Annotated in this window: 11 protein-coding genes, 4 tRNA genes and 3 pseudogenes; 2 read left to right on the forward strand and 16 right to left on the reverse strand. The window is 59.8% G+C overall.

Features of this window, described 5'->3' with window-relative positions; all coding sequences use genetic code 11:
- Positions 1-49: 49 nt before the first annotated feature.
- From ACZ445_RS20340 to ACZ445_RS20360, 5 genes and pseudogenes are all read right to left on the reverse strand, one after another.
- Positions 50-472: pseudogene (locus ACZ445_RS20340) on the reverse strand (hypothetical protein).
- Between the two features lie 240 nt (positions 473-712).
- Positions 713-1,150, reverse strand: a complete 438-nt coding sequence (locus ACZ445_RS20345) for a methyl-accepting chemotaxis protein (RefSeq protein WP_425274726.1) — start codon at positions 1,148-1,150, stop codon at positions 713-715.
- A gap of 99 nt (positions 1,151-1,249) precedes the next feature.
- Positions 1,250-2,026: pseudogene (locus tag ACZ445_RS20350) on the reverse strand (PAS domain-containing protein); the annotation flags it as partial.
- A 149-nt stretch (positions 2,027-2,175) separates the two neighbouring features.
- Positions 2,176-2,949: a C40 family peptidase gene (locus ACZ445_RS20355; protein ID WP_058426807.1), complete on the reverse strand. Its 774-nt coding sequence runs from the start codon at positions 2,947-2,949 to the stop codon at positions 2,176-2,178.
- A gap of 2 nt (positions 2,950-2,951) precedes the next feature.
- Positions 2,952-3,616: pseudogene (locus ACZ445_RS20360) on the reverse strand (phage minor tail protein L); the annotation flags it as partial.
- On the opposite strand from ACZ445_RS20360, the gene ACZ445_RS20365 reads away from it, so the two are divergent.
- Entirely contained in the window at positions 3,525-3,821 is a 297-nt protein-coding gene (locus tag ACZ445_RS20365) for a tyrosine-type recombinase/integrase (RefSeq protein ID WP_235595006.1), read from the forward strand. The pseudogene ACZ445_RS20360 and the gene ACZ445_RS20365 overlap by 92 nt on opposite strands.
- 89 nt (positions 3,822-3,910) lie before the next feature.
- Here ACZ445_RS20365 and ACZ445_RS20370 read toward each other — a convergent pair.
- Positions 3,911-3,987 (reverse strand) — tRNA-Val (locus ACZ445_RS20370).
- A gap of 184 nt (positions 3,988-4,171) precedes the next feature.
- Between ACZ445_RS20370 and ACZ445_RS20375 the strand changes: the two genes are divergently transcribed.
- Entirely contained in the window at positions 4,172-5,455 is a 1,284-nt protein-coding gene (locus ACZ445_RS20375; protein WP_310864161.1) for an NAD(P)/FAD-dependent oxidoreductase, read from the forward strand.
- A 161-nt stretch (positions 5,456-5,616) separates the two neighbouring features.
- On the opposite strand, the gene ACZ445_RS20380 is transcribed toward ACZ445_RS20375, so the two are convergent.
- The 10 genes from ACZ445_RS20380 to accD all read right to left on the reverse strand — a co-directional run bounded on the left by ACZ445_RS20380 (position 5,617) and on the right by accD (position 13,335).
- Positions 5,617-5,693: transfer RNA gene (locus ACZ445_RS20380), tRNA-Asp, on the reverse strand.
- A gap of 106 nt (positions 5,694-5,799) precedes the next feature.
- Positions 5,800-5,876 (reverse strand) — tRNA-Asp (locus ACZ445_RS20385).
- A gap of 55 nt (positions 5,877-5,931) precedes the next feature.
- A tRNA-Val gene (locus ACZ445_RS20390) sits at positions 5,932-6,007 on the reverse strand.
- 107 nt (positions 6,008-6,114) lie between these two features.
- Entirely contained in the window at positions 6,115-6,879 is a 765-nt protein-coding gene (locus ACZ445_RS20395) for an SDR family oxidoreductase (protein WP_310864163.1), read from the reverse strand.
- Between the two features lie 11 nt (positions 6,880-6,890).
- Entirely contained in the window at positions 6,891-8,102 is a 1,212-nt protein-coding gene (locus ACZ445_RS20400; RefSeq protein WP_078833162.1) for an O-succinylhomoserine sulfhydrylase, read from the reverse strand.
- Between the two features lie 65 nt (positions 8,103-8,167).
- Entirely contained in the window at positions 8,168-9,673 is a 1,506-nt protein-coding gene (gene purF, locus ACZ445_RS20405; RefSeq protein ID WP_058426877.1) for an amidophosphoribosyltransferase, read from the reverse strand.
- 41 nt (positions 9,674-9,714) lie between these two features.
- A complete protein-coding gene (locus tag ACZ445_RS20410) occupies positions 9,715-10,272 on the reverse strand; it encodes a CvpA family protein (protein ID WP_003192538.1) in 558 nt (185 codons plus the stop codon).
- A gap of 195 nt (positions 10,273-10,467) precedes the next feature.
- Positions 10,468-11,127 carry an SPOR domain-containing protein gene (locus ACZ445_RS20415; RefSeq protein WP_058426878.1) on the reverse strand — a complete coding sequence of 220 codons (660 nt, stop codon included), beginning with the start codon at positions 11,125-11,127 and terminating at the stop codon, positions 10,468-10,470.
- Positions 11,111-12,418, reverse strand: a complete 1,308-nt coding sequence (gene folC, locus ACZ445_RS20420; protein WP_179029473.1) for a bifunctional tetrahydrofolate synthase/dihydrofolate synthase — start codon at positions 12,416-12,418, stop codon at positions 11,111-11,113. Before folC ends, ACZ445_RS20415 begins: the two co-directional genes overlap by 17 nt.
- A complete protein-coding gene (accD, locus tag ACZ445_RS20425) occupies positions 12,415-13,335 on the reverse strand; it encodes an acetyl-CoA carboxylase, carboxyltransferase subunit beta (protein ID WP_058426880.1) in 921 nt (306 codons plus the stop codon). The genes folC and accD overlap by 4 nt, the downstream gene beginning before the upstream one ends.
- Positions 13,336-13,411: the final 76 nt, after the last annotated feature.

Genomic DNA, 13,411 nt, shown 5'->3' on the forward strand with positions numbered 1-13,411 from the left:
GGTGACCATCTCATTAAACCGCCCGGAAGCGGCTTTATAGTTTCGTTTTTCAGTTGTAGTCGACGTAGGGGCCTATGTAAAAGCCGGCCATGTCGCCGCTGATACGGTAAAGGCTTTCCTTGCCCGACTGCACCGTAGCCGCGATGGTTCGAATTGCGGCGCCTGCGCACAAGCCCGAGCCCGCCAGGCCGGCGCCGAGATTTGGCGATCCCGGCGGAAGGTAGAATGTAGCACGCTGACCAGTACCGATTTTTGCAGCTCTGCGGCCGTCGACATAAACAACAATGTCTCAACCAGAGCCGACCGCGCCGGAGTCGCGCACCACGGTAATTTTTCCGCTCTCGCCGGCCGGTTTAGTCTGGAAGGCATAGACCTCGTCCGAAGGAACCGGCTTTGCATCCCGCACCGAGATCGCCGATGAGGCACACCCCGCCAGCATCGCCACCGCTACCGCCGCTATCAAAATCCGCATGTCGTTCCCTCGTTTAGATATGGCAAGACTTTATCACCAACAACGAAGCAACACGAAAACCTCACATATGCGTGGCTCTTGGGGTTCACAAGAGGTTAACCGGCATTTAGTCGACGTGATATTTGCGTCTGACATCGCCAAATGTAAGCATTGAGACATTGGCAATGTTTCCTTGCGATGATTTCCCGATAAGATGAACGTCAAACCCTAGCTGAAGGTTTTATAGCGCCCATTCAATTGCTAAGCCACCTGCGTAGCGAACCTACCCACAGCCTCAACCACGCGCTTGGCTCCATCTTGAATTTCAACAATGACTTGGCCTGCCTGGGTGGCAAGGTCAAGGCCTTGCTCGGCTTGGGATTTGCTATTCGCCATCTCCGCGACGGTTTCATCTACCAGTTTCTGATTCTGCAAAACAACCGACGCGATTTCTTCAGTCGCCGTGCTGGTGCGCCCAGCCAACTGGCGAACCTCATCAGCCACAACGGCAAAGCCTCGACCTTGCTCGCCTGCGCGAGCAGCTTCAATCGCTGCGTTTAAAGCCAAAAGGTTGGTTTGCTGGGCGATACTACTGATTGTCTGAATAATGGAGCTGATCAACAGCGACTGCTTGCCCAGCGCTTCTACTCCCCCGGAGGCCGCCTGCATGTCAACGGCAATTTTGCGCATTGTATGCATAGTATCGTTGACTACGACTGCTCCTCGCTGTGCGCTGACATCAGTTTGCTGAGATATTTCAAATGCTGTTTGAGCTGCCCCGCTGACTTCTTGCTCGCGGGCCACCTGATCGGATACTACCGTCGCGAACTTAACCACTTTGCAAAGCTTCCCTTCGGTGTCGTAAACCGGGTTATAGGTTGCCTCCAGCCATACCGTTTGGCCGCGGCTGTCTATACGTTCGAATCGGCCAGCAACGAACTCACCCCTGTTCAAAGTTGACCAGAAATCCTTGTACTCTTGGGAAGAAACTTGTTCTGGTTTACAGAAAATACGGTGGTGGCTCCCTTTCGCTTGTCCCAGGCTATAACCCATGGCTTGTAAAAATTGATCGTTTGCCATTAGTACATGCCCAGAGAGATCAAACTCGATTACCGCCGTAGAACGTAATAACGCCTCAATGAATGAAGCATTTTCTGAGGCTTTTTCAACTCGTGACGTAATATTTGTCGCATAGCAAGTGACATGACTCAATTGGCCGCTCGCATCCATGATCGGCTGCCAATGAGCATGAATCCATACCAATGAACCATCGGCATGAAGGTACCTGTAATCGTCAGTTATAGACTTGCCTGCAGCAACTGCTGCTCGGAAGTTATGAAAGCACGGCAACTGGGAGACGTACGGTGGAACAATCTCTGCCATGGCACGACCTAGAAGTCGATCCGGGGGGTACCCCAACGCCGCTCCAAAGTTTTCGTTGCATCTCGTAATTTTAAACGTCGAGTCAATACTCAACGTCAACATTTCACGGTTCAGGCCATCGCGTAGCTGGCGTAGCTCAAACAATTCGCTTTCTTGTGATTGAAGCTGCTTTTTAAGCTTAGCGTTGAACATAGGAAATCGCCTCTCAGGTCATAGCAATCCTATCGGCATCTCCTTGCGCAAATTGAGGGCATCCGAGGAAAAACAGTTTTGCTACGCAAAGCGCAGTTAAACAAAGCCGTTGCGACACTCTGAAGCTGAAGAACTCGATCTCACTGTGCCTATATGGAAACTTTATGGTTCTGCGCATCTTTGTGCCTGAGGATCAGGCGTGTCCGGTCATTCCAAGGGCCGCCGTAGACGATTATCTCGGACGGCCTGCCGTACAGGTGGTGCAGCAGGAACGGGCCTGGCCCGAACGCGCCGGAATCTTCGCCGGGCAGCGCAGGATCGATACCCAGGTAAATCCCGGCATGGTTGGGGTGAACAGTCCGCCCGACGTGCATGACGATCAGATCACCGCGCTCCGGCCGGTCTACGCGCACGAAGCCGGCCGCCTCGTAGTGCTTCTCGTACAAGCTTGCGTTTTCCGCGCTCTCCCACCAACCGTCGGTGCGCTGAAAGGTCTCGAATTCAAGGCCCCACTCGGGGGCATACCAGTCAGCGCAGACCTGCCAGCAGTCCCAGGCGCCGTGTACGAATGGCCGATTGATCAGCGGCGTGCTGCCCGTCGGAGTGATCGTGCGCATGTCTCCCTCGGGCCAGGACAAAATGTGCCAGGGCAGCGCCGTGGCCTCGCACATGGCCAAGTCATGCGGCGAAGGCCTGCTGGTGGCGTCCGGGTGCGAGTGAACAATCCCGATCACCTCACCAAGGTCTTCCGCCGCCGCGTAGTCCTCTGGATCAAGCCGAAACTCTTCGTTCGGCTCCGTGGCGATGTTCCGGCACGGGAAATACTTTTGCTTGCGTCCGATGGCCAGCAGCAAGCCGCAACATTCTTTCGGATACTGGGCCGCCGCGTGCGCCTGGATGGCCGCGATAATGTTCTTGCGCATGGTCAGCTCCGGGCAATCAGGGAAACGGCGGGAAACCCACCGAAGGACAGTTCGTTGTTCTCGCCGAAGCGCAACTTGCAGGACGACAGGCAGCCCTTGCACTGGTCCAGGGCCGGGTCATCCGTAGGGTTGTCCTCGTCATCGAACATGGCAGCACCGGTGTATCCGCAGTCCGGTCCGCGATATCCATTCGTCATGGCCCAGTGGCAAAACGTCGTCATCTGGCGGCCGGGCAAACCGTGGTTATAGATCTCGCCCGGGGAAGACAACTCCCAGACCACCGCCTCGCCGTCCTCGCTGGTTTTCTGGTCGATGTACCAGATTTCCAAAGCTTCCTGAGTAGGATCAGCGGTTGGGTTGCCGTCTGGAAAGTTGGCCGCGTCCAGATACAGGGAGGGGTCTCGCGGACTGTGAGCTTGAACTTGAGCATGTCCTCGAAGGCCAGGCACAGGGCTGTGACACGCCCGTTGACGTTGCCGGCGGCGAAAGTCGGCCGAGAGGCGGTACCGTCGCTGCTCGAAGAAATACCCTCAATCTGCACCGGCCAGGCCGCGTACTCCTGGCCCTGCCAGATAATCGACTTGGCGGGCAGATCCTCTTCGGAGCCCTCGTACGCGAGCAATTCCTCTGGCGTGTGCGGGATGGCGTGCCCGTGGAAGCGCAGGTACGACCACGTGCCGGCCGGAGAGCGCCCCACTTTTCACGAGATCCGCGCCTTGGGTGCCTGGCTGTATGAGCAGCAGAAATTCCCACAGGAATACATCCAGGCGCTCATGGGGCACGCGGACGAGAAGATGACGAAGCACTATCAGGAGGGGCACGACGAAAAGAAGATCGAGTACCTGGAGGTGGGCGCCGAATTGGCGTTCTGAGGTGGGGGGGTTTTGCAAATCGCAGGCAACAAAAAAGGGCACACCTTTCGGTGAGCCCTTCTAGACCGCCCAGCAGAGCGGATTTTGTTTGGTAGGCGCGATTGGACTCGAACCAACGACCCCCACCATGTCAAGGTGGTGCTCTAACCAACTGAGCTACGTGCCTGCTGTGAGGCGGCATTCTACGGAATTCCGGAGGGGTGTCAACATCTTTTTTGCAGCTAACCCTATGAATATGCGAATTTTTTATTTGCGCGGGGCACACCCGCGGATTTCGGGTGGCTGGCAGGCAATTTTCAACTCAGGTAGGATCGGGACACTCGTAAAAAATATAAAACAGAGGTTCCAGGATGGCGAACACCCCCTACCCCCAGTCGTATTACGCCGCTTCCGCGAATGCCGTTCCACCTCGCCCGGTCCTGCAAGGCGAAGTCGAAACCGATGTGTGCGTGATTGGCGCAGGCTACACCGGCCTCTCCAGTGCGCTGTTCCTGTTGGAGAACGGTTTTCGCGTAACGGTGCTGGAAGCCGCCAAGGTGGGTTTTGGCGCCTCGGGCCGTAACGGCGGGCAGATCGTCAACAGTTACAGCCGGGATATCGATGTGATCGAGCGCAGTGTTGGGCCCAGGCAGGCGCAACTGCTGGGGCAGATGGCGTTCGAGGGCGGCAAGATTATTCGCGAGCGCGTGGCCAAGTATCAGATTCAGTGCGACCTGAAGGACGGCGGTGTATTTGCCGCGCTCAACAGCAAGCACATGAGCCACCTGGAGTCACAGAAGCGCCTGTGGGAGCGCTACGGCCACACTCAACTGGAGCTGCTGGACGAGCGTCGTATTCGCGAGGTCGTGGCCTGTGACAACTATGTGGGCGGCCTGCTGGACATGAGCGGCGGGCATATTCACCCGCTCAATCTGGCACTCGGCGAGGCGGCCGCCGTGGAGTCCCTGGGCGGTAAGATCTACGAGCAATCCGCTGCCGTGCGTATCGAGCGCGGCGCCAACCCGGTGGTGCATACCGCCGAGGGCAAGGTCAGGGCCAAGTTCATCATCGTCGCGGGGAATGCGTACCTGGGCAACCTGGTGCCGGAGTTGGCCGCCAAGTCGATGCCGTGCGGCACACAAGTGATCACCACCGCCCCCTTGGGCGATGAGCTGGCGAAAACTTTGCTTCCGCAGGATTACTGCGTCGAAGACTGCAACTACCTGCTCGACTACTACCGCCTCACCAACGACAAGCGCCTGATCTTCGGCGGTGGCGTGGTGTATGGCGCGCGCGACCCGGCAAACATCGAAGCGATCATCCGCCCGAAGATGCTCAAGGCCTTCCCACAGCTCAAAGACGTGAAGATTGACTATGCCTGGACCGGAAACTTCCTGCTGACCCTGTCGCGCTTGCCACAGGTGGGTCGCCTGGGCAACAACATCTACTACTCACAGGGCTGCAGCGGCCATGGCGTGACGTATACGCACCTGGCGGGCAAGGTACTGGCGGAGGCATTGCGAGGCCAGGCAGAGCGTTTTGACGCGTTTGCCGACCTGCCACACTATCCGTTCCCGGGCGGGCAACTGTTGCGCACACCGTTTGCGGCAATGGGCGCCTGGTACTATGGGCTACGCGACAAATTGGGATTCTGACTCAAATCTGCAGGAGCTCGTTTGCGGGCTCCTACAGGTTTCATTATCAAATCGCAGACACAAAAAACCCCGGCCTTTCGACCAGGGTCTTTGCTATCGGATCAAAGTAGCCAAAGGCTGACTTTGTGCTCCAAGGCGTTCAGTGGGCCTTGATGCAGATATGGCGCAGCGGACGGGACTCGAACCCGCGACCCCCGGCGTGACAGGCCGGTATTCTAACCGACTGAACTACCGCTGCGTATCGCTTGACCGGCTGAACATAAAGCCTCAACCGTCTTTAAAACATCTGATCGTTCAGCCTTGGCTGTTCAATCTCAAGTCCGACACATCGAACCTGTAAAATATGGCGCAGCGGACGGGACTCGAACCCGCGACCCCCGGCGTGACAGGCCGGTATTCTAACCGACTGAACTACCGCTGCGCGTCGGTGCAACCTTTAACGTTGCGTCTTGCCCTGAAGCAAAACTCTCAAGAAGTGGTGGGTGATGACGGGATCGAACCGCCGACCCTCTGCTTGTAAGGCAGATGCTCTCCCAGCTGAGCTAATCACCCTTTGCTTCGTTGAGGCCGCGAAATTTACGCAGGTAGCAGACCTAAGTCAATAGCCTGCTTGAAGTTTTTCTGAAAAAGACAAAATTGCTTCAAGACGGCTATCCGACCTACTCGCTGTAAATCATCTTCTTGCTCATGCCACCGTCCACGACAAACTCCTGCCCGGTGACAAACCCCGCCTGGCGCGACAGCAACCACGCCACCATCGCCGCCACGTCTTCCACGGTCCCGACCCTGCCCGCCGGATGCTGGGCGTGATCGGCGTCACTCAACGGCTCGGCACGCCGGGCCGCCGGGTCACGCGCATCGATCCAGCCGGGGCTGACCGCGTTGACCCGCACTTCCGGCCCCAGGCTTATCGCCAGGGCGTGCGTCAGGGCCAGCAGGCCACCCTTGCTCGCGGCATAGGCCTCGGTGTCCGGCTCCGACTGGCGAGCCCGGGTCGACGCCAGGTTGACGATGGCGCCGCCGTGGGCACGCAGATACGGCGCACAGTGCTTGGCCAACAACATCGGCCCACTGAGGTTCACCGCAAGCACCCGATTCCAGTACGCCAGGTCCAGGCTTTCCAGCGTGATGTTACGCGGGTCGGCCACCGCCGCGTTGCAGACCAACGCGTCCAGGCGCCCAAACTGCCCCAACACCTCGGCAACACCCTGGGCGACTTGCTTCTCGTCGGCCACGTCCATGCTGATAAACCAGGCGTTGTCTCCCAGTACCTTGGACACCTTGGAACCGCGCTCGCGGTCCAGGTCGGTCAACACCACCTGCCAACCTTCGCTGATCAGCCACGCGGCAATCCCGAGGCCAATGCCCCGTGCAGCACCCGTCACCAGCGCGACACGCCCGTTACTGGCCGCTGCCGCTTCCATGGACCACTCGATCACAAGGCCGCCAGCCCGCGAGCCAGGTCAGCTTGCAAGTCAGCCACGTCTTCCAGGCCTACCGCGATGCGGATCAGGCTGTCACGGATACCCGCTGCCTCACGCTCCTGCGGCGCCAGGCGACCGTGGGAGGTGGTACTCGGGTGGGTAATGGTGGTCTTGCTGTCACCCAGGTTGGCAGTGATGGAGATCAGGCGTGTCGCATCGATAAAGCGCCAGGCGCCCTCTTTGCCGCCCCTCACTTCAAAGCTCACCACAGCACCGAAACCGCGCTGCTGACGCTGAGCCAATTCGTGTTGCGGGTGGCTCTTGAGGCCGGCGTAGTGCACCTTCTCGATACCGTCCTGTTGCTCCAGCCACTCGGCCAGGGCCTGGGCGTTGGCGCAATGGGCCTTCATGCGCAGGCTCAGGGTTTCCAGGCCTTTGAGGAAGATCCAGGCGTTGAACGGGCTCAAGGTCGGGCCAGCGGTGCGCAGGAAGCCGACAACTTCCTTCATCTGTTCGCTGCGCCCCGCAACCACACCGCCCATGCAGCGGCCCTGGCCGTCGATGAACTTGGTGGCCGAGTGCACAACGATATCCGCGCCCAGCTTCAACGGCTGTTGCAGCGCCGGGGTGCAGAAGCAGTTGTCGACCACCAGCATTGCGCCCTTGGCATGCGCCACTTCGGACAACGCCGCGATATCCACCAGTTCGGCCAATGGGTTGGACGGCGACTCGACGAACAGCAGCTTGGTGTTGGCCTTGATCGCCGCATCCCAGCCGGACAGGTCCGCCAGGGGCACGTAGTCCACTTCAATGCCGAAGCGCTTGAAGTACTTCTCGAACAGGCTGATGGTTGACCCGAACACACTGCGCGACACCAGCACATGGTCGCCAGCACTGCACAGGCTCATCACCACCGCCAGGATGGCTGCCATGCCGGTCGCCGTTGCAACCGCCTGTTCAGCGCCTTCCAGCGCCGCGATACGCTCTTCGAACGCGCGCACGGTCGGGTTGGTGTAACGCGAATAGACGTTGCCCGGCACTTCGCCAGCAAAGCGCGCAGCGGCATCAGCCGCAGTACGGAACACGTAGCTGGAGGTGAAGAACATCGGATCACCGTGCTCACCTTCCGGGGTGCGGTGCTGGCCAGCGCGCACAGCCAGGGTATCGAAAGCTACGCCATCGAGGTCGCTGTCCAACCGACCGGCATCCCATTCCTGACTCATGCTGCCACTCCTTACTCAATTCTTTATTTAAGATACAAAACCGGCCCCTCAGGGCCGGTTGTCACTCAGTTGTTGTACAGGTCGATGATCGCGCTGACCGCCTGGGTCTTGATCTTCGACGAGTCATTACGCGCCTGCTCGATCTTGTTCAGGTAGGCCTCGTCAACGTCGCCGGTCACGTACTTGCCGTCGAACACCGCGCAGTCGAACTGCTCGATCTTGATCTTGCCACCGCCGACCGCTTCGATCAGGTCCGGCAGGTCCTGGTAGATCAGCCAATCCGCGCCGATCAGGTCGGCCACGTCTTGGGTCGAACGGTTGTGCGCGATCAGCTCGTGGGCGCTCGGCATGTCGATGCCGTACACGTTCGGGTAACGCACGGCAGGCGCTGCGGAACAGAAGTACACGTTCTTCGCACCGGCTTCGCGGGCCATCTGGATGATCTGCTTGCAGGTGGTGCCACGCACGATGGAGTCATCCACCAGCATCACGTTCTTGCCGCGGAACTCCAGCTCGATGGCGTTGAGCTTCTGGCGTACCGACTTCTTGCGCGCTGCCTGGCCCGGCATGATGAACGTGCGGCCAATGTAGCGGTTCTTCACGAAGCCTTCGCGGAACTTGACGCCCAGGTGGTTGGCCAGCTCCAGCGCAGCGGTACGGCTGGTGTCCGGGATCGGGATCACCACGTCGATATCGTGCTCGGGACGCTCGCGCAGGATCTTCTCGGCCAGCTTCTCGCCCATGCGCAGGCGCGCCTTGTAGACCGAAACGCCGTCGATGATCGAATCCGGACGCGCCAGGTAGACGTGTTCGAAGATGCACGGGGTAAGTTTCGGCGCCACGGCGCATTGGCGGGTGTGCAACTTGCCGTCTTCGGTGATGTACACCGCTTCGCCCGGCGCGAGGTCGCGGATCAGGGTGAAGCCCAGCACGTCCAGGGACACGCTTTCGGAAGCGATCATGTACTCGACGCCTTCGTCGGTGTGGCGCTGGCCGAACACGATCGGGCGGATGCCGTGCGGGTCACGGAAGCCGACGATGCCATAGCCAGTGACCATGGCCACGACCGCGTAACCACCGACGCAACGGTTATGCACATCGGTGACGGCAGCGAACACGTCTTCTTCGGTCGGCTGCAGCTTGCCGCGCTGGGCCAGCTCGTGGGCGAACACGTTGAGCAGCACTTCCGAGTCGGAGCTGGTGTTGACGTGGCGCAGGTCAGATTCGTAAATCTCCTTGGCCAGTTGTTCAACGTTGGTCAGGTTGCCGTTGTGCGCCAGGGTAATGCCGTAAGGCGAGTTGACGTAGAACGGTTGAGCTTCGGCCGAAGTCGAGCTACCGGCAGTCGGATAACGCACATGGCCAATACCCATGTGCCCGACCAGGCGCTGCATGTGACGCTGATGGAACACGTCACGTACCAGGCCATTGTCCTTGCGCAGGAATAACCGGCCGTCGTGGCTGGTCACAATACCGGCAGCGTCCTGGCCGCGGTGCTGGAGGACGGTTAGCGCGTCATACAGCGCCTGATTGACGTTCGACTTACCGACGATACCGACGATGCCACACATGCGACGCAACCCCTACTTAATGAATCTTGACTGAACACAACTTACTGAGGCGTTTTGGCCGGCAAGAGGTGTTCCTTGAACGGAAGATCAGCGGGTACGCTGATTCCGCTGGCCAGCCACTGACTGCTCCACCCCAGAATGAGGTTCTTGGACCAGTCTGCAACCAATAGAAATTTTGGCACGAGTACCGACTCCTGCCACCACGAATCCTGCTGTACCGGCCCCAGGCTCAACAGCCCGACCGCCACGACCACCAGCAACGCGCCACGCGCGGCACCGAAGGCCATGCCGAGAAATCGATCGGTCCCGGAGAGGCCGGTGACACGTATCAACTCGCCAATAAGATAATTGACCATTGCCCCCACCAGCAGCGTGGCGATGAACATGATGGCGCAGCCCGCGATGACGCGAGCCGAAGGTGTCTCGATGTATCCAGCCAGGTAGACCGACAATGAACCACCGAACATCCAGGCTACGACTCCTGCGATGATCCAGGTCAGCAACGACAGTGCTTCTTTGACGAAGCCGCGGCTTAGACTGATCAAAGCGGAGATGGCGACGATTGCAACAATCGCCCAATCAACCCAGGTAAATGGCACGTTTTAGCCTACGGACAGATGAGGCGGCGCATTTTAGCAGAGCGTCGGGCTGTCGGTAAGCTGTGATTGTGGCTGCCTTGTAAATCAGTAGTTTGGGACGAGTGAATCCAATTTCAAGCACACCCCAAAACAAGTGTGGGAGGGGCAATCCCCCTCCCACACTTGACCGCGCTTCAAACTCAAACCGCTGCGAAATCAACCGCGCTCAGGCTGGAACCGGGTCACAAAACCCTTGAGGTTCTGCTGGCGATCCAGCAAATCGCGCAGGCGGTCCGCCTCGGCACGCTCAATCAGCGGTCCGATAAACACGCGGTTCTTGCCATCTGCGCTGCGGATATAGGCGTTATAGCCTTGACTACGCAGCTTCTTCTGCAACGCGTCTGCGCCCTCGCGGTTACCCAGGCTGGCCACCTGGATCGACCAACTGATCGGCAAGCCATTCGGATCGATGCGGCTCTGGCCGACGTCCGGCTTGCCTGGCGCGGCAGGCTGCGGCGCAACCGGCTTGGGCGCAGGTGCGGGCGCAGCAGGCTTGGCCACTACAGTCGGCGCAGGCGCAGGCTTCACCACCGGCACACTTGGCTGTACCGGCATCGACGGTGCCTGCTGTGCAGCCACCTCATCATTGGTCGGCACGGGCTCGTCCTCGGGTAACGCCTGGGGCTCAGGCACCACCACCGGCTGAACCTGCACCTGAGGCACTGCAGGCGCCTGGGGTGCGGCCGGCGCCTCGACAACGACCTGACGCTCTTCGTCCTGGCGGGAAAACAGCATCGGCAGGAAGATCACCGCCAATGCCACCAGCACCAGGGCACCGACCATTCGCTGCTTGTATGCGCTATCCAGTAATGCCATGTGCAGCTTCCTCCGTGGAGCGCCGGGCCAACCACTCAAGCGCCTCGGCAACACAATAAAATGACCCGAACAACAGAATCTCATCGTCGGGCGTGGCAATGGCGCACTGTGCTTCAAGGGCATCGGTGACGCTTGCATACGACGTCACGGGCGCAGCAAGGTTCTGCAAGGCCACTTCCAGCTCGGCGGCCGGGCGGCTACGCGAAGTATCCAACGGCGCGACGGCCCAGGCCTGGACACTCCCCAGCAAGGGCGCGACCACACCGTCCAGGTCCTTGTCGGCCAGCAAACCAAATACGGCAAGGCGACGACCGACCGGCGGCGTACGCGACAAGCGTTGCGCCAGGTACTCGGCCGCATGGGGGTTATGCCCCACATCCAGCAGCAGGTTCAGCCGCTTGCCCTGCCATTCGAATTCACGACGGTCCAGACGTCCGACGACGCGAGTCGCCAGCAAGGTGGTGGCGATCTGCTCGGCATTCCACGGCAGATCAAGCAACAGATACGCTTGCAACGCGAGCGCGGCGTTTTCCATCGGCAGGTTCAGCAGCGGCAAATTGCGCAACTCTACGGCCTGGCCACGCGCATCGCGCCCACACCATTGCCAGTGCTGATCACCGATCTCAAGGCTGAATTCGCGGCCACGCAGGAAAAACGGGCACTCCAGCTCACGCACCTTGTCCAGCAAGGTGTGCGGCGGGTCAAGATCACCACACAACGCCGGCTTGCCCTGACGGAAGATCCCGGCCTTTTCATAGGCCACGGACTCACGGGTATTGCCCAGGTAGTCGGCGTGATCCACCCCAATACTGGTGACCAATGCCAAGTCGGCATCCACCACGTTGACCGTGTCCAGGCGCCCACCCAGGCCGACTTCCAGTACCACGACATCCAGTTGCGCACGCTCGAACAGCCAGAACGCCGCCAGGGTGCCCATCTCGAAGTAAGTCAGGGAGATCTCGCCCCGGCCCGCATCGAGTGCGGCGAAGGCTTCGCAGAGTTGCTCATCCGTGGCTTCGACGCCATTGAGCTGCACCCGCTCGTTGTAACGCAGCAGGTGCGGAGAATTATAGACGCCGACTTTCAGCCCCTGGGCCTGCAGCAGCGCCGCGACAAAGGCACAGGTAGAGCCTTTGCCGTTGGTGCCGGTCACCGTAATCACACGCGGCGCCGGCCGGCCCAACCCGAGGCGAGCGGCTACCTGTTGCGAGCGCTCCAGGCCCATGTCGATGGCGGACGGATGCAACTGCTCAAGGTAGGCGAGCCACTCGCCCAGGGTACGTTGGGTCATAGGTTTGCAGGCACCGGCGGCACGACGATCGGCTCGACTTTAGGCGCGACGTACACCGGGGTCGGCAGGCCCATCATTTGCGCCAGCAGGTTACCCAGGCGTGGACGCAGCTCACCGCGCGGGATGATCAGGTCGATCGCACCGTGCTCAAGCAGGAACTCGCTGCGCTGGAAACCTTCCGGCAGTTTTTCACGCACGGTCTGCTCGATCACGCGAGGACCGGCAAAGCCGATCAGCGCCTTGGGCTCGCCGACGATCACGTCACCCAGCATCGCCAGGCTGGCGGATACGCCACCGTAGACCGGGTCGGTCAGCACGGAGATGAACGGGATGCCTTCTTCACGCAGACGCGCCAGCACCGCAGAAGTCTTGGCCATTTGCATCAGGGAGATCAGGGCTTCCTGCATGCGCGCACCGCCAGAGGCCGCGAAGCAGATCATCGGGCAACGGTTTTCCAGGGCGTAGTTGGCGGCGCGGACAAAGCGCTCACCGACGATGGCACCCATGGAGCCACCCATGAAGGAGAACTCGAACGCCGACACCACGACCGGCATGCCCAGGAGCTTGCCGCTGACGGAAATCAGTGCGTCTTTCTCACCGGTCTGCTTCTGCGCGGCGACCAGGCGGTCCTTGTACTTCTTGCCATCACGGAACTTCAGACGGTCAACCGGCTCCAGGTCAGCACCCAGCTCGTTACGGCCTTCGGCGTCCAGGAAGATATCGATGCGGGCGCGAGCGCCGATACGCATGTGATGGTTGCACTTGGGGCAAACGTCCAGGGTCTTTTCCAGCTCCGGACGGTACAGCACCGCGTCGCAGGACGGGCACTTGTGCCACAGACCCTCAGGAACCGAGCTTTTCTTTACCTCGGAACGCATGATCGAAGGGATCAGTTTGTCTACTAACCAGTTGCTCATGCTTTCTTTCTCCAGTACCGGTGGCTTGAACACAGCCCCGCGTATGCCCTTGAGCTAAATTCATATGTGGCGGTGA

The sequence above is a fragment of the Pseudomonas allii genome, from assembly GCF_055380095.1.

Bases quoted from the DNA above. Each gene is read 5' to 3' on its own strand.
- ACZ445_RS20345 (WP_425274726.1), bottom strand. From the start codon at position 1,150: ATGCATACAATGCGCAAAATTGCCGTTGACATGCAGGCGGCCTCCGGG.
- ACZ445_RS20355 (WP_058426807.1), bottom strand. From the start codon at position 2,949: ATGCGCAAGAACATTATCGCGGCCATCCAGGCGCACGCGGCGGCCCAG.
- ACZ445_RS20375 (WP_310864161.1), top strand. From the start codon at position 4,172: ATGGCGAACACCCCCTACCCCCAGTCGTATTACGCCGCTTCCGCGAAT.
- ACZ445_RS20395 (WP_310864163.1), bottom strand. From the start codon at position 6,879: ATGGAAGCGGCAGCGGCCAGTAACGGGCGTGTCGCGCTGGTGACGGGT.
- ACZ445_RS20400 (WP_078833162.1), bottom strand. From the start codon at position 8,102: ATGAGTCAGGAATGGGATGCCGGTCGGTTGGACAGCGACCTCGATGGC.
- purF (WP_058426877.1), bottom strand. From the start codon at position 9,673: ATGTGTGGCATCGTCGGTATCGTCGGTAAGTCGAACGTCAATCAGGCG.
- ACZ445_RS20415 (WP_058426878.1), bottom strand. From the start codon at position 11,127: ATGGCATTACTGGATAGCGCATACAAGCAGCGAATGGTCGGTGCCCTG.
- folC (WP_179029473.1), bottom strand. From the start codon at position 12,418: ATGACCCAACGTACCCTGGGCGAGTGGCTCGCCTACCTTGAGCAGTTG.
- accD (WP_058426880.1), bottom strand. From the start codon at position 13,335: ATGAGCAACTGGTTAGTAGACAAACTGATCCCTTCGATCATGCGTTCC.